Consider the following 22,272-nt stretch of genomic DNA (forward strand, 5'->3'; position numbering starts at 1 on the left):
CGGTGAAAAGAAGCCCCGCCAGGATAGCGGGGCTTTTGCGTTTCATGGCAATGCCATTAAGCCTGCCTGCAAGAGATGGTTGAAATGCGCTCGCTCAAGGGTCTAATCTCCAGACAACTGGGGATATACTAATGACAACCGTGCGCCGCTCAATCTTGAGCGCCTTCTTTTCCGCTGCCCTTGCTCCCATATGTCTTGCCGACGGTCCGACGTCGTCAGGTACCGGCTTCGCAGTAACCACGGATGGCTGGCTGCTGACCAATGCGCATGTCGTGCAGGCATGCAAGCGCATCGAAATAAAGGGCAGGGGTGACGCCGCCGACCCCCGGATTGATGCCACCAACGATCTAGCTCTGGTGAGGGTCGACGCGGCGAAGCCGTTGCAACCACTTGTCTTTCGTCGTGCGCCGACGCGGCTCGGCGAAGATATTCTAGCCATAGGCTTCCCGCTGGCAACGCTGCTGTCGGATTCGGTTAAGGTCACCACAGGCAATGTCAACGCGCTTGCGGGGCTTCGAAACGACACCCGATACATCCAAATTTCGACACCGATCCAGCCTGGCAATTCCGGCGGACCGGTCGTCGACCGCGATGGCTTTCTTATGGGCATCACCAGTGCGACGTTGTCGAAAGGCATTGCAGACGAAATCGGCATCACGGCACAGAACGTGAACTTCGCTATCCGCGCCTCGGTTGCGGATCTCTTCCTGCAGTCTCAGGGCATCGCTGGGCAATCCGGCGACAGGGCGGCAGACCAGCAGCCGCTGTCGACAGCCGACCTAGCGGACAAAATCACCCCTTCGGTGTTCCAAATTCTCTGCTACGGCGAGAAAGAGGAACAGGTGTCAGCCACCATGCCAAGCGCGGCGACCAATCTGCCCGCACAGCCAACGACTTCATTCATCGATGCTCGAGGCTACGACGCGATCGGCTTCGATTACCGCGCCGTCAAGGACGTCACTTATGCGGGGTGCCACGAGATTTGTGAAGGCGACAGCCAGTGTAAGGCGATTACCTACAACACCAAGCACGGCGTTTGCTTTCTAAAGGATAACGTCGTGGCCCTGATACGCAATGCGGATGCAGTCGCCGCTTATGCATCGTCGAAGTCAGCCGATGTGATCGTATCAGATTTCACCAGCTATTCTGGCATGGATCTTCCCGGCGGTGACTACAAGCGCCTACGAGGCAGCAACTATTTGCAGTGTTTCACCGCTTGTATCAGCGACAACGCTTGCAAGGCATTCTCCTATGTTCCCAAAAAGTCCGAATGTTGGCTCAAGAACACAATCGGTCGGCCCAAGGCGACTAAAGGTGTGGAGTTAGGGGTTAAGTAAACGAAGGCACCTCATCCAGCACACACACCTCCGAGCCTGTTCGGCGCGAAGTTCTCACTTAAGCCATCGGCGAGGGCAAGAATATGGTGGGCCCGGAGGGACTCGAACCCCCAACCAAGCGGTTATGAGCCGCCGGCTCTAACCATTGAGCTACAGGCCCTCCGCGTCGGATGTCCGACGCCGTGATGCCGGAGGCCGGCACCTGGATGCCGGGGCAATGGTTCCCACGACATTGGTTCGCTCTAGCCCAAATTGCAGGGAGCCACAAGCGGGCAGGGCAACATCTGTGGATGATGCATATTTCGTGGGCAGAGGCACTGGAACCTTCGCACAGCGGAAACACTTATTCGAATCATATTCCGCTGAAAAGGGCGATTGCAGATGGTGGCTTCGAGCAGTGCCGTGGTGCTCATCGTGGAGGATGAGCCGCTGATCCGGTTCAATATCCTCGATGTGCTGGAGGATGTCGGCCATGTGGCGTTGGAGGCGGCGAGTGCGGATGAGGCGCTGGTGGTGCTGAAGGGTCGGCAGGATGTCGATATCCTTTTCACCGACGTCAACATGGCCGGATCGATGGATGGCATCCAGCTTGCCAAGCGGGTGAGGGCGATGCGGCCGAATATCGGCATCATCATCACCTCGGGCATGGTGCGGCTCGATCCGATGGCCCTGCCTGCCAATACCGCCTTCCTGCCCAAGCCCTATCTGCACGATACGCTGATTTCAACGATCGATTCCCTGATGGCTTGACGTCCTTGAGGCGTTGACGACCCGAGGTGACCGGGGGGCGCGCAGCCGCAAAACGGGGACAGGTTTTGCGGCTGCGCGCGAGGCGCTGCGAGGCGTGCCCCTCTTCAGGCGCGGCGGAGGGGACCCGCGCCCTCAGCCGAAGCTGCTCTTCAGCGCCTCATTCTCATGCTGAGCCTTCTTTTCGTAGATTGTGAACAGCGCCATCGAAAGCAGATAGGAGAGGAAGGGATCCCCTATCTGCGTGGCGATGTCGCGGGATGCGAGGACATGGCGCTCCAGCGCGGAGATGTCTTTCGGTGTTGCGGTTTCAACGAGGCGTTTCATGCTGCCATCTCCAGGAATTGCGTCACGACCGAGCGGGCCGGAACATGTCTGACATAAAGGGGTAGGGTCAGGCCGAGGGCGGCGCGCATCTTGCGCAGCACGCGGTCAGATACTTCGAAGGCGCCGCAGCAGACGGGATACTTGCCGTAGCCGTCTGCCCGGCCGAGTTCTTCCACTTCGGCGCCTGCGCGTTTGTAGACACGCTTGAGATAGGGTTCGTAGTTGGAAATCATCGTGTGGATGCCGTGGTCGAGCGCGCATTCGCAGAGCGCCAGCAGCATCATCGAGAAGGCGCGGCCGGCATCGATGTTGGGGAAATCCCTGGCGATCGCCTCTTCGTCGATGCACATGCGCGTGCCTTCCCAGATACCCGGAGCGACGAGATCGGCGGCGGCCGGAAAGGTCTCACGGAAGACGTCGTAGAGAAGCGTCGGACCGGTCGTCGGCATCAGGCGCATGCCGCCATAAAGGCGCGTGCGGCTGTCGTTGCACCAGACGAGGTAGGCCGGAGAAAGCGAATCGTAGCTGTCGCGTTCGTAGGGCCCGATGACGGGAACGTCCCAGCCGAGCTGGTCGGCGAAGACCTTCTTGCGCAGGCGGAACATCTGCTCGAGTACGGCGGCGTATTTCTGATACTCATGTGCCTGAATGATAACTTTGGAGGCGAATTCATCAAGGCTGTAAGGACGGCCGCGCAGGACTTTGGCCCGCCGCTCCGGTTCACGGATCTGCGTCATTGGTGGTAACCCCATCTGCTTTTACGAAGTGCGCGAACAAAACAGATTACAGCCGCAAAAGTTCCGTGATTTTTCAGGGTTTTTCCCGCCTCCCGCACAATCACACGCGGCAGGCATGGATTTTCACTAATCCGACTCATTGAGAAATTTTCGCCTAAAACATGCAGGAATTTCATGCGTTTAGGAAAACGGGTGCCGCCTCGGCCGAGAAATGGGCTTTATTCACGAAAGATTACTCTATAGAATCAATCGTGTTATTCGGTCCGCAGGGGCAAAAAACGCTGTGTTCCCCGCGTTCATGCTGACCGAGCCAGGAGGATTTGGCTTAATCCATCAAGAGGAGACAGACATGATGAATGCCCTGCCGCCACTTCATAACGGCCACGCGCCGTTTACCCTCCAGCAGCTATTTCGCGAAGCACTTTACGCCTTCGAGGAATGGGACAGCGAATTGACCGAACCGATCGTGACCCATGAAGGAAGGGTCATCCCGATCAGCTTCGTTTTCGAAGCCATGCGCGAATGCACCGACATCGTGCCGATGAATATCGTCGGTGCCGTCACCGAGCGGCTGACCAAGCCCTGGGAGGGCGAAGGTCCGCTTGACCAGATGACCTTCTCGACGGCCGCACGCGTCATGCGCGTGCTGGTGCGCAAACGCCTGCTTGCCAACGGCACAGCGGACCTTGTCGCCGTCTCGGCGCATGCGGCCGAGGACCAGAGCCGCGACTGACGGGAAAGGGATCGCGGCTAACGGATGTTGAGCTGCGATCCTTTTCCGCTTCGTCGGAACCTCCCCCATTTCCAGCCGTTTACTGAATGATCCCAGTTCGTACCGGATTTGGGAATTATTCAGTTATTCAGCGCTTTACAGCGTTCTCGCGCGTCTTGAATGCGCCGGCGCTGGAATGGCGCAGTCACAGCCCGTAGATGACGGGCGAGGAATAGCACCATGCTGAGATCCATCGTTCATGAAATCATCGGCACGCCGCGACGTGAGCCGGAACTTCCGCAATCGCTCGAGCAGTTTCGAGACAGCAAACGGGTGCTGATCATCTTCGCCGATGCGCAGGACGACCGCGCGGCAACCCAGGACGAATGGTTGCGGAACGCGCAGATGCGCCTCATCGAGGAAGACGTCGAAGTGTTCATCATCGCCGGCGGCGGCGCTTTCTCGCTGTTCGACGATGGCTGGGAACTTGATGCGGACGATATTCGCGAGCGGCTGCAAGGGCCATCTTACAGTGAGTTCGGGCTGATCCTGATCGGGCGTGACGGCGCGGTGAAGCTACGTTCAAGCGAGCCGCGGACGGCGGAAGAGATTTTCGCCGCGCTGGACAAGCTGCCGAAGAAGGCGTCGTGATAGCTGCTGGCGACGTGCGCCCAACCGCTCAGAGTTCGAAGGCTTCCTTGAGGCCGAGGCTCTTGCGTTCGCGCAGGTCGAGATCGGACTCGATATGGGCGATATGATGCAGCATCAGCTGGCAGGCGCGGTCGAGTTCCTTGCCTTCGATCGCCGAGATGATATCGCCATGTTCGGAATGGCCGCAGCTGGAAGCGGTCGACTGGCCGTAGAGCGCGATGACGAGGGATGAGCGGGCGACGAGCTCCTCCATGAAGCGCTGCATGATGGCGTTGCCCGAAATTTCCGCCAGCATCAGGTGGAAATCGCCGGATGCCTTGATCTCGGCGCGCCGGGCCGTCTGGCCGCGCTCGCTCATCAGGCGGCCTTCTTCCTGCAAAAGCTCTCGCAGATTCCCGATGTCATCAGGGGTGATCCGCGCCGCCGCCTCCCGCAATATGCCGGGCTCGACGAGGCGCCGGGCAGAAAAGATCTGGCGGGCCTCATCAGGGGAGGGATAGGCGACGAAGGCGCCGCGGTTCTTCTCGACGCTGACGAGGCCCTCATAGGAAAGCGCCTGCAGCGCCGCGCGGGCAAGTGTGCGGCTGACGTTGAAGAGATTGCCGACGTCGCTTTCGGAAAGCTTGGTGCCGGGGGAAAGCCTGCGCTCGACGATTGCCTCGCGAATGGCATCGCGGATCTGATGCGCGCCGGTTTCGGCGACTTCTTCGGCCTGCATGGCCTTGGCGGCGGATTTCATGAAAACTATTCCCTGATGGCGGGCAAACCATACCCGGCTTCGCGGCAAAAGTTAAACGGAATTTGTCATCGAAATGGCGGCTAAATTGTATACGATTTTTTGAGTAAATTGCAGACGATAGCCTAAATCCTGTGCAGGCGATGCGGTGCTTATAAAATGGGCCTGCACGGCTTTGAGTGTTAAAATCCTTTCCCGCTAAGGGCTTAGTTGGCGTTGGAAGCGATTGGCACGGCAGATGCATCATCTTTCCCGAACAGGGGAAGGCATGATGTCGAAAGCGGCAGAGATCGATATAGTATCCGTTTCGAAGGTCTACGGAGCGACGACGGCCGTGCACGGGATCAGCCTGAAGATTCCGGCCGGTTCCTATTGCTGCTTCCTCGGCCCGTCGGGCTGCGGCAAGACCTCGACGCTGCGCATGATCGCCGGCCATGAGAGCATTTCTTCCGGCGACATCAGGCTCGGCAAAACGGTCGTCACCGATCTTCCGCCTGCCAGGCGCGGCACGGCTATGATGTTCCAGTCCTATGCGCTCTTCCCGCATCTCGACCTGGTCGACAATGTCGCCTTCAGCCTGAAGATGAAGGGCGTCGACAAGGCGGAGCGGCGGGCCAAGGCGCTTGAGATGCTGAAGCTGATGCAGATGGAGCCCTATGCCAACAGGCGTCCGGCTCAGCTTTCGGGCGGCCAGCAGCAGCGTGTGGCGCTGGCCCGCGCCTTGATTACCGATCCGGAGGCGCTGCTGCTCGACGAGCCACTGTCGGCGCTCGATCCCTTCCTGAAGATCCGTATGCGCGCAGAGCTCAAGAAGCTGCAGAAGTCGCTCGGCATCACCTTCGTCCATGTCACCCACAGCCAGGAAGAGGCGATGGCGCTCGCTGACGTCATCGTCATCATGAATGACGGCCGGATCGAGCAGGCGGCGGCACCCCGCGAGGTTTTCGAGAAGCCGGCAACCGCCTTCGTCGCGCGGTTCATGGGTGATCACAACGTCTTGTCCGGCCGCGTGACGTCGAGCGCGGACGGCATGCTCGTCATGACCGTGCCGGAGGGGCAGAGCTTTTCCGTGCGGGGCGAGGGCAGGGAAGTCGGCGAACCTGTCGATATCGGCATCCGCACCGATCGCGTGCGTCTGCAGGTGGCGACAGAGTGGACGCTCGGCTTCAACGGCATAGTCTCCAACGTCGAATATCGCGGCTCCTCGGTGAAGATCACCGTTTTCGGCGCCGGCAGCGACGACTTCACCGTCATTGCTGACGATAGCGACTATTTCGCCCGTCCGGTCGCCGTAGGCGACGCGGTCTCGCTCAGCTGGGAGCGTGAGGATGCGGTGCTTCTCGGCCGCGCCTCTGCATGAACAATCAAAAACATCAACTTCCACATCAAGAAAAGGGGAACTGACATGACGACTGAAACGACATCGACCAAGGCGGAAAAGGGTCTTTCCCGCCGCACGCTCTTGAAGACGGGTGCTGCCGCCGTCGGCGCCATCGCCGGCTCCGGAGCAATCACCGGCTTTCCCACGATCTGGGCGAAGACGAACATCACGCTTCGCCAGTTCGGCACTGGCGTTTCGAACATCAACGCCATCGCCGAGAAGTGCAAAGCCGATCTCGGCATCACGCTGGAGATGACCGCGACTGATTCCGACGCTGCCGCCCAGCGTGCCGTCACCCAGCCCGACAGCTACGACATCGCCGACATCGAATACTGGATCGCCAAGAAGGTATTTCCAACGGGCGTGCTGCAGCCGATGGACGTCAAGAAGCTCAAATATTACGACAAGATCGTGCCGCTCTTCATCAACGGCAAGATGAAGCCGGACAGCGTCATCGCCCAGGGCACTGCACCACACACCGTCGGCTTCGTCGAGGCGCAGGGCGCAAAGAAGTTCGCCAAGGAGCCGACGCAGTGGATGACGATGGTTCCCACCATCTACAATGCCGATACGCTCGGCATTCGTCCCGATCTCGTCGGCCGCGATATTACGAGCTGGGCCGACATCATGGATCCGAAGTTCAAGGGCAAGACCTCGATCCTCAACATCCCGTCGATCGGCATCATGGATGCGGCAATGATCATGGAAGCCTTGGGCAACATCAAATATGCCGACAAGGGCAACATGACGAAGGAAGAGATCGACAAGACGATCGAATTCCTCATCAAGGCCAAGAGCGACGGCCAGTTCCGTGCCTTCTGGAAGAGCTTCGACGAGTCGGTCAACCTGATGGCTTCGGGCGAGGTCGTCATCCAGTCGATGTGGTCGCCGGCCGTCGCCGCCGTCCGCTCCAAGGGCATCGCCTGCAAATACCAGCCGCTCAAGGAAGGTTATCGCGCCTGGGGCGGCGGCCTCGGCCTTGCCTCGCATCTGAAGGGCGCACAGCTCGATGCGGCGTACGAATACATCAACTGGTATACGTCGGGCTGGGTCGGCGGTTATCTCAACCGCCAGGGCTACTACTCCGCCTGCATGGAGACGGCCAAGAACTTCATGACGGCAGACGAATGGGGTTACTGGATCGAGGGCAAGCCGGCGCAGGGCGATATCCTCTCTCCCGAAGGCAAGGTCATGGAAAAGGCCGGTGCGGTGCGCGACGGCGGTTCCTTCGAAGCCCGCATGGGTGCGGTCGCCTGCTGGAACTCGGTCATGGACGAGGACCGCTACATGGTCCGCCGCTGGAACGAGTTCATCGCGGCTTGATCCCTCCTGGAGGGCGGGGAGCTGCTGTCTTTCGCTGATGCTCAAGACGTCGGTTCGCTCCGCCCCCTCATCTGCCCTTCGGGCATCTTCTCCCCCGCTGGGGAGAAGCGGGAGTTTTGCGGGCGGGCCGCATGACGACAGGTTGAGTTGTGGTAGCGGAGACGCTGCCACGATTCTCTTCTCCCAAGCGGGGGTCCGAAGGACGGGTCGAGACCGGTGGCTCGACCCAGGCACAGGTGCCGGCAGGCGGATGAGGGGGGCCGCACCCACCTTTGTTCCGCTTGATGTAATCAGAACGGAGAACCGGATATGGCGACCATTGCAGTGGAAACGGAGGAAGGCAGCCGCGGCGCAGGCGGCAGACGTTCTTTCCGCCTCTCCCCCTCAGCCATCTCCTATCTCCAGGCGACGCCGCTGATCGCCATCCTCGGCTTCTTCTTCCTGCTGCCGATCGCCATGACCGCTGTCGTCAGCTTCTGGGATTATGACTTCGCCGGCCTCTATCCTGATTTCCTCACCATGAACTACGCCGACACGCTCGGCTCATGGGTGACGTGGAAGACCTATCTCAACACACTGAAATTCACCGCCATCGTCTGGGGGCTGACGCTCGTCATCGGGTTCTGGGTCGCCTATTTCCTGGCATTCCACATCCGCAAGACTTCGACGCAGATGATCCTCTTCCTCGTCTGCACCGTCCCGTTCATGACGTCGAACATCATTCGCATGATCTCCTGGATTCCGGTGCTCGGACGCAACGGCCTGGTCAACTCGGCGCTGATCAAGATGGGCATCATTCCGCAGCCGATCGAATGGCTGCTCTATTCCGATTTCGCCGTCGTGCTCGCCATGGTGCATCTCTATACCTTGTTCATGGTGACGCCGATCTTCAACACGCTGATGCGCATCGACCGGTCGCTGTTCGAGGCGGCGCGCGATGCCGGCGCATCGGGCTGGCAGGTGCTGTGGAACGTCGTCATTCCGCTTGCCAAACCCGGCATGGCGATCGGCACGATCTTCGTCGTCACGCTTGTCATGGCGGATTTTTCTACGGTGCAGGTGATGTCCGGCGGCCAGAGCGCATCGGTAGCGCTGATGATGAAAAACCAGATGTCGCTGCTGCAATATCCGGCGGCCGCCGCCAATGCGGTGGTGCTGCTTGCGGTCGTGCTGCTGATGGTCGCCGCCATCCTGCGGGTCGTTGATATCCGCAAGGAGCTTTGAGATGAATCACGAAAAACGCGGCCTCGAATTCTATCTGCTGGCGATCTTCTTCGTCGTCTTCGTGCTGTTCCTCTACGGTCCGCTCTCGGCGATCCTGATCCTCTCCTTCCAGGGACCGGATGGTGGCCTGACCTTCCCGATGAACGGCGTTTCCACGCACTGGTTCTTCAACTTGTTCGAAAAGCAGGCGGTCGGCGATTTCGGTGCCTCGTTCCGTCGCTCCTTCACCCTCGGGCTGATGGTGATGGTTGTGACCGTCGTCGTGTCGCTGCTGGCCGGCCTTGCCTTCCGCCGCCGTTTCCGCGGTTCGACTGTGCTGTTCTACGCCACGGTCGCCAGCCTGGTCGTGCCGTCGATAATCATTTCGCTCGGCATCGGCGTGGTTTTTCAGGAGGGCGGTCTCAAGCCCGCATGGTATTCCTCGGCGTTCGGCGCACATCTGACCTGGACGCTGCCCTTCGGCGTATTGATCATGTTTGCCGTCTTCAACCGCTTCTCGCCCGCTTACGAGGAGGCGGCCCGCGATCTCGGCGCCACCTCCTGGCAGACCTTCCGCCACGTCGTGCTGCCGATGATCGCACCGAGCCTGATCGGCGTCGGGCTGTTCGGCTTCACGCTGTCTTATGACGAATTCGCGCGCACATTGATGACATCGGGCAGCTACAATACGCTGCCGCTCGAAATCTACGGTATGACCACCAACGTCACGACGCCGGTGCTCTACGCTCTCGGCACGGTGACGACGCTGTTTTCTTTCACCATCATTCTCGTCGCGCTCGGCATCATGACGGTGCTGGGGCGTCGGCAGGCAAAGATAGACTGATATGCGCATCCTCATCGTCAATCCGAATACCACGGCCTCCATGACCGAGAAGGCTGCGGCCGCCGCGCGTGCGGTGGCGGCATCCGGCACGGAGATCGTCGCCGCGACATCCAGCATGGGGCCGGTCTCCATCGAGGGACATTATGACGGGGCGCTCGCGATTCCTGGCCTGCTCTTGGAACTTAAGGAGCGGCAGGCGGCGGGTTACGACGCGGCGGTGATTGCCTGCTTCGACGATACCGGGCTCGAAGCGGCGCGGAGTTTTGCCGATGTACCGATTCTCGGTCTCTGCGAATCCGCCGTGGTCACGGCGGGCTTCCTGGCGCAGCGTTTCACCGTGGTGACGACGCTGGAGCGGTCGCGGGTGCTGATCGACAATCTGGTACGCCGGTACGGCATGGGCGACCGGGCGAAGGTGCGTGCCTCTGATATTCCGGTGCTGGAGTTGGAAAACGCGGCCTCGGGCGCGATCGGCAAGCTGAGGGCCGAGATTGAGCGGGCGCTTGTCGAAGACGGGGCCGAAGCGATCGTGCTCGGCTGCGCCGGCATGACCGATCTGGCCAGGGAATTGCAGGCGATTTACGGCGTGCCCGTCGTCGACGGTGTCGCGGCCGCCGTCAAGCAAGCCGAGGCGCTGGTGTCGCTCGGGCTTTCCACCAGCAAGCGCGGCTCCTACGCCTCGCCGCTGCCGAAACCCTTTATGGGCGCGATGAGCGGTTTCTCGCCGGCCCCGAAAATCGGCTGAACCATGGCGGTCTCTTTCGATTTCAAAGAGCTCAGCGAGCGCGAGCGTTACAAGCTGATGATCGGCACGATCATCCCGCGGCCGATCGCGCTGGTGACGACGGTCGACGAACATGGCCGGATCAACGCCGCGCCCTTCAGCTTCTTCAACTGCCTGTCGGCCGATCCGCCGATCCTGGCGATCGGCGTCGAGAACAATGCCGACATGTCATTCAAGGACACCGGCCACAATATTCGCCTGACCGAGGTCTTCACGGTCAACATCGTCTCCTTCGCCATCGCCGAGGCCATGCATGTCTGCGGCAGCAAATATCCGCGTGGTGTCGACGAGTTGAAGCAGGCGGGGTTGACGGCGATACCTGGCGCGAAGGTGGCGTCGCCCTTTATCGCAGAGGCGCCGGCCGCCTTCGAATGCCGGCGGCACGTGACGCTGGAGCTCGGCCGCTCACGGCAGATTATCCTCGGTGAGATCGTCTATGCGCATTACCGCGACGGCGTCGTCGATCCGGAACGGCTGCATGTCGATCCGGCCGCGGTCGATGCCATTGCTCGATTGGGCGGCGATACCTGCGCCACCATCCGCGATCGTTTTGAGATGCTGACGCCGAAGCTCTGAAGACCAAGTTTTGCTTTACTTTTTCTCTTCTGATGAGAATGGTCTGCAGCGGATCATTGCAGCAGAGGAGCGCCTATCATGACAATCGACAACGATCTCAGTCGGATCGCCGAGCAGGAAAAGGCGCTGAGCTTCGATGCCTTCGATCTCACCACTGCCTGGCAGCTCGGCAAGCTTCTGCAGGAGCTCGCCAGCGAGCGCGGCCTCGGCATCGCAATCGACGTGACGCTGCATTCGATGCCGGTCTTCTATGCCGCGCTCCCGGGCGTGACGCCGGACAACGTCAATTGGGTCAGGCGCAAGCGCAACATGGTGCTGCGTTATTTCCGCAGCAGCTATGCCTCCGGCCTGAAGCTCAGCAAGGATAGCAAGACGGTCGAGGACAACGGGCTTGATGGCGCCGATTATGCGCCGCATGGCGGCAGTTTTCCGATCAATGTCAAAGGCACGGGTTGCATCGGCGCCGTCACAGTCTCCGGTCTGCCGCAGCGCGACGACCACAATCTTGTGGTCGAGGCCCTGGCGCTGATGCTGGCGAAGGATCTCGATACGTTGCGGCTCTCTCCGCTGTGACGCCGCCGCATCTGCCGGAACAATCCGAACGACGGAGGGTCGGCGCCGGCCGCTGAAACAGCCGTCAGAGCCTGCCGCCGGCCTCGGCGATGCCCTTCGTCAGGCTGCCCGTTGCCGGGAAAAGCGGGATGAGGCAAGCCTGCAGGGCGTGATAAATGTCGCCCTTGCCGGGGAAGAGCGCGTGCGAGGGAACGAGATCCTCCGTCAGTTCCTCGTGCCAGCCTCCGTTCCTGTGGTCGATGAAGGCGCGTTCGATCACGTTCCAGATCTTGCGGTAGCATTCCTCGTGATAGTCGCTCGGCAGGTGCTCATTGAGGAAATGCGCGGCAGCCACACCCTCGCAGGCCGGCCACCAGAGCTTGTTGCGCTTGGCCGGTTTGTCGTCCCAGTCGAGCGTGTAGAAGAAGCCGCCCTTGTCATTGTCCCAGCCGAGGGCCATGGATTGTTCGAAAAGGGCTTTCGCCGCATCCGGCATCCATTCGATGCGTTTGCCGCCGAGGGCCCAGAGCTGCAGGATGAGGCGCGCCCATTCTAACCAGTGGCCTGGCGTCGTGCCGGCCGGGCGGAACATTTCGTTTGGATGATAGTAATCCTTGTCGAGGTTCCATTCGGCGTCGAAATGTTCGGCGACGCGCCAGTCGACCGAACCGGCCGCACGGCGGATGACGAGATCGGCGATGCTTTCGGCCTTGGCGAGGTAATCCCTGTCGCCGGTGGCTTCAAAGGCCGCCATCAGCGCCTCGGTCAGGTGCATGTTGGAATTCTGGCCGCGATAGGCGCCGCCGTCGAGCGGCTGCCAGTCGGCGGTGAATTCCTCGGCGATCGCGCCGTGCCGCGGTTCCCAGAACTTCTTGTTCAGGATCTCGGTGATATCGGCCAGCATACCGTCGGCCAGCGGATGCCCGATTGTCTTTGCCGAGGAGGCGGCGAGCAGGACGAAAGCGTGGCCGTAGCCCTGCTTGTTGGAATCGACCGGACCGTCATTGTCGAGCGACCAGAAGTAGCCGCCGTTCTTGCGGTCGCGATGGTGGTTCCAGAGATAGTCCATGCCATGGTCGACGACGTCGCCGGCGCCGGCACGGCCGAGCAGGGCGCCGATCGAGAAACAATGGACCGCGCGCGCCGCAATATGGATGCCGCGCACCTGGCCCTCGGCATCGAGCGGCCTACCGGTGCTGTCGAGATCGTAGAAGCCACCCTTGGGATTGATCGAATCGTGCTGAAAGAAATCGAAGAGGCCATTTGCCTGCGTCAGCAGCCAGCTGCGGTGATAGGCGCGGCTTGTCCAGTTTCCAAGCGCGGCGTTGCCGGTTGCGGGTGCCATGATACTCCTCCGATTTCGTGCACAAGCCTAGCAAAGGCCTATATAGAGCTCGGGCGAGCCTGTCATCGGCGAAGCTTTGCAAAGCATGAAATCGATAGCCATATATTGACATAAAGATATCTTTATGTGATCTGGAAGTCTGGTCTTACGACGTCAAGGAGCCCTCCCGTGTTTGATACTCTCTTTGGTCCGGAAACGGGCAAGCGTGACGGCAGTGAAGTTTTCGCCGCTTTGAAGAAAGCCGCGAGCGAGCGCATCCTTGTTCTCGACGGCGCCATGGGCACGCAGATCCAGGGCCTCGGTTACGACGAAGACCAGTTCCGCGGCACTCGCTTCATCGGCTGCGCCTGCCATCAGAAGGGCAATAACGATCTTCTGATCCTGACCCAGCCGGATGCGATCGAAGAGATCCATTACAAATATGCCAAGGCCGGCGCCGATATTCTGGAGACCAACACCTTCTCCTCGACCCGCATCGCCCAGGCCGATTACCAGATGGAAGGCGCCGTCTACGACCTCAACAAGGAAGGTGCCGAAATCGTGCGCCGGGCAGCAATCCGCGCCGAGCGCGAGGACGGCCGCCGCCGCTTCGTCGCCGGCGCCATCGGTCCGACCAACCGCACCGCATCGATCTCGCCCGACGTCAACAATCCCGGTTTCCGTGCCGTCACCTTCGACGATCTGCGCGACGCCTATGGCGAGCAGATCGACGGGCTGATCGACGGCGGCGCCGACATCATCCTGATCGAGACGATCTTCGACACGCTGAATGCCAAGGCGGCGATCTTCGCCTGCGAGGAACGCTTCGAGGCCAAGGGCGTGCGCCTACCGGTGATGATCTCGGGCACGATCACAGATCTTTCCGGCCGCACGCTCTCCGGCCAGACGCCGTCAGCCTTCTGGAACTCGGTGCGCCACGCCAATCCTTTTACGATCGGGTTGAACTGCGCCCTCGGGGCGAACGCGATGCGCCCGCACCTGCAGGAGCTTTCGGGCGTTGCCGATACTTTCATCTGCGCCTATCCGAATGCCGGCCTGCCGAACGAGTTCGGCCAGTATGACGAAACGCCGGAGCTGATGGCCGCACAGATCGACAGTTTCGCGCGTGAAGGCCTGGTCAATATCGTCGGCGGCTGCTGCGGCTCGACGCCGGAGCATATCCGGGCGATCGCCGAGACTGTCGCCAAATACAAGCCGCGGCCGATCCCGGAGCATCGTCCTTTCATGTCGTTGTCGGGCCTCGAGCCCTTCGAGCTGACCAAGGACATTCCGTTCGTCAATGTCGGCGAGCGCACCAACGTCACCGGCTCGGCGAAGTTCCGCAAGCTGATCACCAATGCCGATTACACGGCAGCCCTAGATGTCGCCCGCGACCAGGTGGAAAACGGCGCCCAGGTGATCGACATCAACATGGACGAGGGCCTGATCGATTCCGAGAAGGCGATGGTCGAGTTCCTCAACCTGATCGCCGCCGAGCCCGACATCGCTCGCGTGCCCGTGATGATCGACTCGTCGAAATTCTCGATCATCGAATCCGGCCTGAAGCGGGTGCAGGGCAAGCCGATCGTCAACTCGATCTCGCTGAAGGAAGGCGAGGAAAATTTCCTCGCACAGGCGCGGCTTTTGCGCAATTACGGCGCCGCCGTCGTCGTCATGGCCTTTGACGAAACGGGACAAGCCGACAGTTATGAGCGCAAGGTGGAAATCTGCGAGCGCGCCTATAAGCTGCTGACCGAGAAGATCGGGTTCCCGCCCGAGGACATTATCTTCGACCCGAACATCTTCGCGGTCGCGACCGGCATCGAAGAGCACAATAATTACGGCGTCGACTTCATCGAGGCGACGCGGACGATCCGTGAGCGCATGCCGCTCGTGCATATCTCGGGCGGCGTCTCCAACCTGTCCTTCTCCTTCCGCGGCAACGAGCCGGTGCGCGAGGCGATGCATGCCGTGTTCCTCTACCACGCCATCCAGGCGGGCATGGACATGGGCATCGTCAATGCCGGCCAACTCGCGGTCTATGACAACATCGATCCCGAGCTGCGCGAAGCCTGCGAGGACGTCGTGCTGAACCGCCGTCCCGACAGCACCGAGCGGCTGCTCGAAGTGGCCGAGCGTTTCCGTGGCGCCGGGGCAAAGGAGGGTCGTGTCCAGGATCTCTCCTGGCGCGAATGGAGCGTGGAGAAGCGTCTCGAACATGCGCTTGTCAACGGCATCACCGAATATATCGAGGCCGATACCGAAGAAGCGCGCCGGCAGGCGGCCCGTCCGCTGCACGTCATCGAAGGGCCGCTGATGGCCGGCATGAATGTCGTCGGCGACCTGTTCGGCTCGGGCAAGATGTTCCTGCCGCAGGTGGTCAAGTCGGCGCGGGTCATGAAGCAGGCCGTCGCCGTCCTGCTTCCCTACATGGAAGAGGAAAAGCGCCTCAACGGCGGCGACGACCGACAGTCGGCCGGCAAGATCCTGATGGCGACCGTCAAGGGCGACGTGCACGATATCGGCAAGAACATCGTCGGCGTCGTGCTCGCCTGCAACAACTATGAGATCGTCGATCTCGGCGTCATGGTGCCGGCAACGAAGATCCTCGAAACGGCGATCGCCGAAAAGGTCGATGTCATCGGTCTTTCCGGCCTGATCACGCCGTCGCTGGACGAGATGGTGCATGTCGCGGCGGAGATGGAGCGGCAGGGCTTCGAAATTCCGCTGCTGATCGGCGGCGCCACGACCAGCCGCGTGCATACGGCCGTGAAGATCCACCCCGGTTACAACAAGGGGCAGGCCGTCTACGTCACCGATGCGAGCCGCGCTGTCGGCGTCGTCTCGGCGCTGCTCTCGCCGGAAACCCGGCAGGGCTATGTCGACGATGTCAGAGCCGAATATGCCAAGGTGGCGGCCGCGCATGCCCGCAGCGAAGCGGAGAAGGTGCGCCTGCCTTTGGCGCGGGCTCGCGAAAACGCGCACAAGACCGACTGGTCGGCCTATCAGCCGACGAAGCCGCAATTCTTCGGCACGCGGGTGTTCGAGGATTACGATCTGGCGGAGCTTGCCAGATACATCGACTGGACGCCGTTCTTCCAGACTTGGGAATTGCGCGGCCGTTTCCCCGCCATTCTCGAAGACGAGAAGCAGGGCGAGGCGGCGCGTGCGCTCTGGGCCGATGCCCAGGCCATGCTGAAGAAGATCATCGATGAGAAGTGGTTCCGCCCGCGAGCCGTCATCGGCTTCTGGCCGGCCGGCGCCGTCGGCGACGATATCCGCCTCTTCACCGACGAAAGCCGCAGCAAGGAGCTTGCCACCTTCTACACCTTGCGACAGCAGCTTTCGAAGCGGGACGGACGGGCGAATGTCGCGCTTTCGGACTTCGTCGCACCTGTCACGAGCGGGGTCCAGGATTATGTCGGCGGTTTCGTGGTGACAGCCGGAATCGAGGAAATCGCTATCGCCGAACGCTTCGAACGGTCGAACGACGACTATTCCTCGATCCTCGTCAAGGCGTTGGCCGACCGCTTCGCCGAAGCTTTCGCCGAGCGCATGCACGAGCAGGTGCGGCGCGAACATTGGGGCTATGCGAGGGATGAGCAGCTCAGTAACGAGGATCTCATCGGCGAAGCCTATGCCGGAATCCGCCCGGCGCCCGGTTATCCCGCTCAGCCCGACCACACGGAAAAGGCAACGCTCTTCAAGCTGCTCGATGCGGAAAAGGCGGCTGGCGTGAAGCTGACGGAGAGCTACGCGATGTGGCCCGGCTCGTCCGTATCCGGCCTCTATATCGGCCATCCCGACTCCTATTATTTCGGCGTCGCCAAGGTGGAGCGGGACCAGGTGGAAGACTATGCCAAGCGCAAGGGCATGGAGATTTCCGAGGTCGAGCGTTGGCTTGGGCCGGTGCTGAACTACGTGCCGCGGAAGGCGGACGAGGAGATCGACGACGCGGCGTAGAGGTGCGCTCGTTGCCGTTCTTAATGAGATGAATCAACAGATGATGAAGCCGGAAAATGATTCACTTTCCGGCTTCATGCTTTTGATGTGGCGCGATAATTTGCCGTGGTCAGGCGGTTTGAATTCGATAGCGGAAGTGATGATGGAATGCATCCTTAGGTAGGTGAGGGAAGCCCAAGTAACCATCCGAGCCGCACAGGCCAGTCTGTCGAAATTGATCGATGCCGCTCTTTCCGGTGAGGAAGTGGTGATCACCAAAGGGCGCAAGCCCGTGGTGAAGCTTGTTCCGGTTGTACGATCCTCCTTCAAAATTGGCCTGCTCAAAGGACAAGTCTTTGGAGACGGGCCGGATTTCTTTGAGCCGATCGACGAGGGCGCCCTCGCTGTCTGGAAAGGGATCGGTTGAGTTTGCTTCTGCTTGATAGGTTTCCAGCCTTCGATCCCCGAATTATCCGTATAATTTGGATAGCCTCAAGCCGTCAGCTCACGCCGATCGTCAGCTCGGCCACGAAGTCATAGGCATCGCCGCGATAGAGCGAGCGGGTGAATTCCACGGCGCGGCCGGAGCCGAGGTAGGAGATACGCTCGATCGACAGGCCGGCCGCACCGACAGGAACGCCGAGAAGCTGGGCGTCGGCCTCCTTCATGTTAGTCGCCGAAATGCGCTGTACGGCGCGTACCGGGCGTACGTTGAGGCGCTCCAGTTCGGCATAGAGCGAATTGGTGACGGCGGAGGGGTCCGGCAGGAATTCGCCGGAGACGCTGGCGTTTTCGATTGCCAAGGGCTGGTCGTCGGCGATGCGCAGGCGCGAGAGTCGCGACACCTTCATGCCGGCGGGTAGGCCAAGGATCATCATTTCGTCGGGCGAGGGGGTATGCACGCCCTTGTGCAGCCATTCGGAGCGGGAGGACATGCCGCGGCGCGCCATGTCCTCGGTGAAAGAGGTGAGCTGCGACAGGCGCTGCTCGACCTTGGAGACTGGTTTGGCGACGAAGGTGCCCGAGCCGTGGCGGCGCACCAGCAGGCCATCGGCGACGAGCTCGTCGATCGCCTTGCGGACGGTGACGCGGCTGACGGCGGCAAATTCGGCGATGTCGCGTTCCGGCGGCAGCGCATCGCCCTGGCCGAGCGTGCCGGTGCGCACGGCTTCTTCGAGCGTGCGGCGCAGCTTGACATAGAGGGGTCCGGTACCCGCCGCCTGCAGGCGCTGCAAAGACAGGAGGGTGGCGAGATCGTCGGTCATGCCGCACCTCTCTGCTGATCGTTGAGGAGCTTGACCGCGAGTTCCACCGCGCCCTGCAGGGCATCGTTCTTCGGCCTGGCGAGCAGCGGCTTGTAGCGTTCGGAAAGCCAGGGCTCGTAAGCTTCCGCAAGACCGCCGAGCAGGCAGATCGACGGGCATTCCGGCCAGAGCAGCGCGTCGAGGCTTTCGCCGATCGCCGTTGCGGCGTCCCTGACGATACCGACCGCGACGACGTCGCCTTCTGACGCATGCTTGAAGACCATGGGCGCGTAACGGGCAAAATCCGTTGGCCGGGCCGTATGGGCGAAATTGACGATCTGCTCCGGGTCGTTGCCGTATTCGATCATGACCGCTTCGGTGATCGGCGATGCCGGGCGCACCCCGTCACGGGCGAGTAGCGACCGTTCCATGAGGTCACGGCCGAGGCGGGCGCCGCTTGCCTGGTCGCCGACAACGAAGCCCCAGCCGCCGATGCCCTTCAGCCGGCCATCCCTTCGCGCATTGTAGACCGAACCGGTGCCGAAGGCGCCGACGATGCCGTCGGCATCGCCGAGCGCGCCCTGTAGGGAGATCAAGGCATCGGTGACGACACAGCCTTGGGCAAAGGGCAGGGCTCTTTCGATTCGTTTGCCGTAGTCCAAGACGTTGGCGCCCGCGACGCCGACGACCGATACAACGGAGGATAGGGCTTCAGCGTTGAGACCAGCGTCGCTGAGCGCCTGCCGGACGGATTGGACGATGTTGAGCAGGGAGTTTTCCAGGTCGGACAGAATATTGGCAGGGCCTGCCTTACCGCGGCCAAGGACGTTGCCGTTTCTATCCGCGACCGCTGCCCGGCAGCTCGTCCCGCCGCCGTCTATGCCGATTGCAAGCTCCGTCATCGGGCCTCCGATACGCCGTTCCCCTTGGATTTTCTTACAATACCAAAAAAATACCATTTACCAAGTGGGGGCGGCAGCGAAAATTTATCTTTTTATCGCATTGATTTTGCTCAACAAAATTTTTTAACGAATTTTTGAAGGCCGAAAAGTTAAATTTCATCTGGACAATTGGTATTTTTTTGGCCTTAATTCGGAAAAAGGGAACAGCATTTCGAAGCCCACGAAACCCGGCAGCAAAGCCAAGCCGGACCCGCTTCGAAGATGATCGGAGAATGATCCGCCGGCTTGGTAGGCTCGCGGATAATTTGGGATCCATAGCTTTCCCCCTCAGTCATCGCGCGGTGCAGATTATCTGCAGGGTGCGCAGCCGGACCGCAGGCGATCGCCTTCGGCCTATCGAGCTTTCGGGGCCGGCAGTTGCTGGCGGCCCTCCAAGGGGCATTGGGCGTTTCCTCAGGCGCGCCAATTGCTTGTTTCAGATCGAAAACGGCGCCTCGGCGCTAAAAACAGGAGAGGGAAATGAAAAACACTGCTCTGAAAAGCCTGCTGCTTGCCTCAAGCCTGCTGACCTCGGCAGGTCTCGTCCATGCGGCCGATGTCACGCTGACCGTCGAAAGCTGGCGTAACGACGACCTGCAGATCTGGCAGGAGAAGATCATTCCGGCGTTCGAAGCGAAAAACCCGGGCATCAAGATCGTCTTCTCGCCGACAGCGCCGACCGAATACAACGCTTCGCTGAACGCCAAGCTCGATGCCGGCTCCGCAGGCGATATTATTACCTGCCGTCCGTTCGACGCCTCGCTCGAACTCTTCAACAAGAAGCAGCTCGTCGACATCACCAGCCTGTCGGGTATGGAGAACTTCTCGCCGGTCGCCAAGGCTGCCTGGACGACCGACGACGGCAAGTCCACCTTCTGCGTGCCGATGGCTTCGGTCATCCACGGCTTCATCTACAACAAGGATGCCTTCGACAAGCTCGGCATCTCCGTGCCGAAGACGCAGGACGAGTTCTACGCAGCCCTCGACAAGATCAAGGCCGATGGCACCTATATTCCGCTCGCCATGGGCACGAAGGATCTCTGGGAAGCCGCTACCATGGGCTACCAGAACATCGGCCCGAACTACTGGAAGGGTGAAGAGGGCCGCCTAGCCCTGATCGCAGGCAAGCAGAAACTGACCGATCCCGCATGGGTCAAGCCCTTTGAAGAGCTTGCCAAGTGGAAGCCTTATCTCGGCGATGGTTTCGAAGCCCAGACCTATTCGGACAGCCAGAACCTCTTCACGCTGGGCCGCGCCGCCATCTACCCGGCCGGTTCGTGGGAGATCGCGCTCTTCAACACGCAGGCGCAGTTCAAGATGGGCGCTTTCCCGCCGCCGGTTCCGAAGGCAGGCGACCAGGGCTATATTTCCGATCATCCTGATATCGGCGTCGCCCTGAACGCGAAGAGCACGCATCCTGAGGAAGCCAAGAAGTTCCTCAGCTGGGTCGCTTCGCCCGAATTCGCCGATATCTATGCGAACGCGCTGCCGGGCTTCTTCAGCCTGAACTCCAGCCCGGTGAAGATGTCCGATCCGCTCGCTCAGGAGTTCGTTTCCTGGCGCGGCCCCTACAAGTCGACCGTCCGCTCGACCTACCAGATCCTGTCGCGCGGCACGCCGAACCTCGAGAACGAGACCTGGGTCGAATCGGCCAATGTGATCAACGGCACCGATACGCCGCAGGTCGCCGCCGAGAAGCTGCAGAAGGGCCTCGATAGCTGGTACAAGCCGGCCAAGTGAATGCGATCAGGGGTGGCGTTTGCGGCCCCTCATCCGGCCTGCCGGCCACCTTCTCCCCGCTTGCGGGGAGAAGGAGACTCGCAGCGACCTCCCAGCCCGTTATTGCATCCCCAGCGGGGCGTTCCCTCTCTTGCCAACCGCAGAGAGTTCGGGTGAGGCGCAACATTTTCCATCTGCGCCAGCAAGATTGCGGCGAGGCGACAAGAACAGGCAAAAGCCATGAGCGAAACCGACAACGCGGCCGATATCGTCCCGATCAAGCGCCCGGTGCGCTGGCACATCTTCATCTTCATGCTGCCTGCGGTGATCGTCTACTCCGCTGTCATGGTGCTGCCGCTGATCGAAACGCTGAGGCTCTCGCTCTATAACACTGTCGACGGGCAGCCGGCCTTCGTCGGGCTTGCGAATTTCAAGGTGCTGTTCGGCGATCCGCGCTGGGCGCATGATTTCTGGAATGCCCTCGTCAACAACGTGATCTTCTTCGCCATCCACATGTGCGTGCAGAACCCGATCGGCATTGCGCTCGCAGCCCTTCTTTCGGTACCGAAGCTGCGAGGCGTCGCCTTCTACCGCACGGCGATATTCCTGCCGACGCTGCTCTCCTTCGTCATCGTCGGCTTCATCTGGAAGCTGATCCTGTCGCCGATCTGGGGTGTGGCGCCCTGGATGCTCGACCTCATCGGCTTGAAATTCCTGTTCGCGCCGTGGCTCGGCAAGCCCGGTTCGGCGCTGATCGCCGTGTCGCTGATCTCCAATTGGCAGTACATCGGCATTCCGATGATGCTGATCTATGCAGCGCTGCTTAGCATTCCCGAAGAGGTGATCGAGGCGGCCGAATGTGACGGCGTCACCGGCTGGGCCCAGTTCTGGAAGATCAAGCTGCCGCTCATCCTGCCGGCGATCGGCATTATCTCGATCCTGACCTTCGTCGGCAATTTCAACGCCTTCGACCTGATCTACACGGTGCAGGGCGCGCTTGCCGGACCCGACATGTCGACCGACATTCTCGGCACACTGCTTTACCGCACCTTCTTCGGTTTCCAGCTGCAGCTCGGTGACCGCTCGATGGGTGCGACGATCGCGACCGTGATGTTCCTCATCATTCTCGCCGGCGTCTCGCTGTATCTCTTCGTCATCCAGCGGCGCATGCGTCGCTACCAGTTCTGAGGAG

At 60.8% G+C, this 22,272-nt stretch carries 21 protein-coding genes and 1 tRNA gene; 15 read left to right on the plus strand and 7 right to left on the minus strand.

Annotated features, from left to right (window positions below; all coding sequences use genetic code 11):
- The first annotated feature begins 131 nt into the window (after window positions 1–131).
- Window positions 132–1,337, plus strand: a complete 1,206-nt coding sequence (locus PH551_RS00920) for a trypsin-like peptidase domain-containing protein (protein WP_285191506.1) — start codon at window positions 132–134, stop codon at window positions 1,335–1,337.
- A gap of 84 nt (window positions 1,338–1,421) precedes the next feature.
- Here PH551_RS00920 and PH551_RS00925 read toward each other — a convergent pair.
- Window positions 1,422–1,497 (minus strand) — tRNA-Ile (locus PH551_RS00925).
- 221 nt (window positions 1,498–1,718) lie between these two features.
- Here PH551_RS00925 and PH551_RS00930 point away from each other — a divergent pair.
- Entirely contained in the window at window positions 1,719–2,087 is a 369-nt protein-coding gene (locus PH551_RS00930; RefSeq protein WP_285191507.1) for a response regulator, read from the plus strand.
- 132 nt (window positions 2,088–2,219) lie between these two features.
- Here the strand turns inward: PH551_RS00930 and PH551_RS00935 are convergent, their stop codons facing one another.
- Entirely contained in the window at window positions 2,220–2,411 is a 192-nt protein-coding gene (locus PH551_RS00935) for a hypothetical protein (RefSeq protein WP_020921840.1), read from the minus strand.
- Window positions 2,408–3,148 (minus strand): acyl-homoserine-lactone synthase, encoded by a 741-nt coding sequence (locus PH551_RS00940; protein WP_285191508.1) that lies wholly within the window; start codon window positions 3,146–3,148, stop codon window positions 2,408–2,410. The genes PH551_RS00935 and PH551_RS00940 overlap by 4 nt, the downstream gene beginning before the upstream one ends.
- A gap of 349 nt (window positions 3,149–3,497) precedes the next feature.
- Here PH551_RS00940 and PH551_RS00945 point away from each other — a divergent pair, with 349 nt between their 5' ends.
- On the plus strand, window positions 3,498–3,881 hold the full coding sequence (locus PH551_RS00945; RefSeq protein ID WP_038690240.1) for a BRA0787 family protein: 384 nt from the start codon (window positions 3,498–3,500) through the stop codon (window positions 3,879–3,881).
- 219 nt (window positions 3,882–4,100) lie between these two features.
- Window positions 4,101–4,511, plus strand: a complete 411-nt coding sequence (locus PH551_RS00950; RefSeq protein ID WP_085778839.1) for a DUF4174 domain-containing protein — start codon at window positions 4,101–4,103, stop codon at window positions 4,509–4,511.
- Window positions 4,512–4,539: 28 nt separating this feature from the next.
- Here PH551_RS00950 and PH551_RS00955 read toward each other — a convergent pair whose 3' ends face one another.
- Complete coding sequence (locus tag PH551_RS00955) at window positions 4,540–5,250, minus strand: GntR family transcriptional regulator (RefSeq protein ID WP_085778838.1); 711 nt, start codon at window positions 5,248–5,250, stop codon at window positions 4,540–4,542.
- A 268-nt stretch (window positions 5,251–5,518) separates the two neighbouring features.
- Between PH551_RS00955 and PH551_RS00960 the strand changes: the two genes are divergently transcribed.
- The 7 genes from PH551_RS00960 (at window position 5,519) to PH551_RS00990 (ending at window position 11,931) form a co-directional block, all read left to right on the plus strand.
- Window positions 5,519–6,607, plus strand: coding sequence for an ABC transporter ATP-binding protein (locus PH551_RS00960; RefSeq protein ID WP_085778837.1), 1,089 nt, complete (start codon window positions 5,519–5,521; stop codon window positions 6,605–6,607).
- Window positions 6,608–6,652: 45 nt separating this feature from the next.
- Window positions 6,653–7,951 carry an ABC transporter substrate-binding protein gene (locus PH551_RS00965; protein ID WP_285191509.1) on the plus strand — a complete coding sequence of 433 codons (1,299 nt, stop codon included), beginning with the start codon at window positions 6,653–6,655 and terminating at the stop codon, window positions 7,949–7,951.
- A 309-nt stretch (window positions 7,952–8,260) separates the two neighbouring features.
- Window positions 8,261–9,175 carry an ABC transporter permease gene (locus PH551_RS00970; protein WP_285191510.1) on the plus strand — a complete coding sequence of 305 codons (915 nt, stop codon included), beginning with the start codon at window positions 8,261–8,263 and terminating at the stop codon, window positions 9,173–9,175.
- A 1-nt stretch (window position 9,176) separates the two neighbouring features.
- Complete coding sequence (locus PH551_RS00975) at window positions 9,177–9,998, plus strand: ABC transporter permease (RefSeq protein ID WP_285191511.1); 822 nt, start codon at window positions 9,177–9,179, stop codon at window positions 9,996–9,998.
- 1 nt (window position 9,999) lies between these two features.
- Window positions 10,000–10,743, plus strand: a complete 744-nt coding sequence (locus PH551_RS00980; RefSeq protein WP_285191512.1) for an aspartate/glutamate racemase family protein — start codon at window positions 10,000–10,002, stop codon at window positions 10,741–10,743.
- Between the two features lie 3 nt (window positions 10,744–10,746).
- The gene (locus tag PH551_RS00985) at window positions 10,747–11,358 is read left to right on the plus strand and encodes a flavin reductase family protein (RefSeq protein WP_285191513.1); all 612 of its coding nucleotides are present in this window, start codon (window positions 10,747–10,749) and stop codon (window positions 11,356–11,358) included.
- A 78-nt stretch (window positions 11,359–11,436) separates the two neighbouring features.
- A complete protein-coding gene (locus tag PH551_RS00990) occupies window positions 11,437–11,931 on the plus strand; it encodes a heme-degrading domain-containing protein (RefSeq protein WP_285191514.1) in 495 nt (164 codons plus the stop codon).
- 64 nt (window positions 11,932–11,995) lie between these two features.
- On the opposite strand, the gene PH551_RS00995 is transcribed toward PH551_RS00990, so the two are convergent.
- Window positions 11,996–13,255: an AGE family epimerase/isomerase gene (locus PH551_RS00995; protein ID WP_285191515.1), complete on the minus strand. Its 1,260-nt coding sequence runs from the start codon at window positions 13,253–13,255 to the stop codon at window positions 11,996–11,998.
- A 168-nt stretch (window positions 13,256–13,423) separates the two neighbouring features.
- Here PH551_RS00995 and metH point away from each other — a divergent pair, with 168 nt between their 5' ends.
- A complete protein-coding gene (metH, locus tag PH551_RS01000) occupies window positions 13,424–17,197 on the plus strand; it encodes a methionine synthase (protein WP_285191516.1) in 3,774 nt (1,257 codons plus the stop codon).
- Window positions 17,198–17,360: 163 nt separating this feature from the next.
- Window positions 17,361–17,603: a type II toxin-antitoxin system Phd/YefM family antitoxin gene (locus tag PH551_RS01005; RefSeq protein WP_285191517.1), complete on the plus strand. Its 243-nt coding sequence runs from the start codon at window positions 17,361–17,363 to the stop codon at window positions 17,601–17,603.
- A 73-nt stretch (window positions 17,604–17,676) separates the two neighbouring features.
- Here PH551_RS01005 and PH551_RS01010 read toward each other — a convergent pair whose 3' ends face one another.
- Window positions 17,677–18,441, minus strand: a complete 765-nt coding sequence (locus PH551_RS01010; RefSeq protein ID WP_285191518.1) for a GntR family transcriptional regulator — start codon at window positions 18,439–18,441, stop codon at window positions 17,677–17,679.
- Window positions 18,438–19,322, minus strand: a complete 885-nt coding sequence (locus PH551_RS01015) for a glucosamine kinase nucleotide-binding domain-containing protein (protein ID WP_285191519.1) — start codon at window positions 19,320–19,322, stop codon at window positions 18,438–18,440. The genes PH551_RS01010 and PH551_RS01015 overlap by 4 nt, the downstream gene beginning before the upstream one ends.
- A 519-nt stretch (window positions 19,323–19,841) precedes the next feature.
- Between PH551_RS01015 and PH551_RS01020 the strand changes: the two genes are divergently transcribed.
- Both PH551_RS01020 and PH551_RS01025 read left to right on the plus strand, forming a co-directional pair.
- Window positions 19,842–21,101 (plus strand): ABC transporter substrate-binding protein, encoded by a 1,260-nt coding sequence (locus PH551_RS01020; protein ID WP_097597922.1) that lies wholly within the window; start codon window positions 19,842–19,844, stop codon window positions 21,099–21,101.
- A gap of 219 nt (window positions 21,102–21,320) precedes the next feature.
- Window positions 21,321–22,268, plus strand: coding sequence for a carbohydrate ABC transporter permease (locus PH551_RS01025; RefSeq protein ID WP_097597923.1), 948 nt, complete (start codon window positions 21,321–21,323; stop codon window positions 22,266–22,268).
- Window positions 22,269–22,272: the final 4 nt, after the last annotated feature.

The organism is Rhizobium atlanticum (genome assembly GCF_030182485.1).
Taxonomy (GTDB): domain Bacteria; phylum Pseudomonadota; class Alphaproteobacteria; order Rhizobiales; family Rhizobiaceae; genus Rhizobium.

Coding starts and splice junctions, on each gene's coding strand:
- PH551_RS00985 (WP_285191513.1), top strand. CDS start 10,747: ATGGCGGTCTCTTTCGATTTCAAAGAGCTCAGCGAGCGCGAGCGTTAC.
- PH551_RS00940 (WP_285191508.1), bottom strand. CDS start 3,148: ATGACGCAGATCCGTGAACCGGAGCGGCGGGCCAAAGTCCTGCGCGGC.
- PH551_RS00970 (WP_285191510.1), top strand. CDS start 8,261: ATGGCGACCATTGCAGTGGAAACGGAGGAAGGCAGCCGCGGCGCAGGC.
- PH551_RS01015 (WP_285191519.1), bottom strand. CDS start 19,322: ATGACGGAGCTTGCAATCGGCATAGACGGCGGCGGGACGAGCTGCCGG.
- PH551_RS00935 (WP_020921840.1), bottom strand. CDS start 2,411: ATGAAACGCCTCGTTGAAACCGCAACACCGAAAGACATCTCCGCGCTG.
- PH551_RS00930 (WP_285191507.1), top strand. CDS start 1,719: ATGGTGGCTTCGAGCAGTGCCGTGGTGCTCATCGTGGAGGATGAGCCG.
- PH551_RS00945 (WP_038690240.1), top strand. CDS start 3,498: ATGATGAATGCCCTGCCGCCACTTCATAACGGCCACGCGCCGTTTACC.
- PH551_RS00955 (WP_085778838.1), bottom strand. CDS start 5,250: ATGAAATCCGCCGCCAAGGCCATGCAGGCCGAAGAAGTCGCCGAAACC.
- PH551_RS01010 (WP_285191518.1), bottom strand. CDS start 18,441: ATGACCGACGATCTCGCCACCCTCCTGTCTTTGCAGCGCCTGCAGGCG.
- PH551_RS01020 (WP_097597922.1), top strand. CDS start 19,842: ATGAAAAACACTGCTCTGAAAAGCCTGCTGCTTGCCTCAAGCCTGCTG.
- PH551_RS00995 (WP_285191515.1), bottom strand. CDS start 13,255: ATGGCACCCGCAACCGGCAACGCCGCGCTTGGAAACTGGACAAGCCGC.
- PH551_RS00975 (WP_285191511.1), top strand. CDS start 9,177: ATGAATCACGAAAAACGCGGCCTCGAATTCTATCTGCTGGCGATCTTC.
- PH551_RS00920 (WP_285191506.1), top strand. CDS start 132: ATGACAACCGTGCGCCGCTCAATCTTGAGCGCCTTCTTTTCCGCTGCC.
- PH551_RS00980 (WP_285191512.1), top strand. CDS start 10,000: ATGCGCATCCTCATCGTCAATCCGAATACCACGGCCTCCATGACCGAG.
- PH551_RS00990 (WP_285191514.1), top strand. CDS start 11,437: ATGACAATCGACAACGATCTCAGTCGGATCGCCGAGCAGGAAAAGGCG.
- PH551_RS00950 (WP_085778839.1), top strand. CDS start 4,101: ATGCTGAGATCCATCGTTCATGAAATCATCGGCACGCCGCGACGTGAG.
- PH551_RS00960 (WP_085778837.1), top strand. CDS start 5,519: ATGTCGAAAGCGGCAGAGATCGATATAGTATCCGTTTCGAAGGTCTAC.
- PH551_RS01025 (WP_097597923.1), top strand. CDS start 21,321: ATGAGCGAAACCGACAACGCGGCCGATATCGTCCCGATCAAGCGCCCG.
- PH551_RS00965 (WP_285191509.1), top strand. CDS start 6,653: ATGACGACTGAAACGACATCGACCAAGGCGGAAAAGGGTCTTTCCCGC.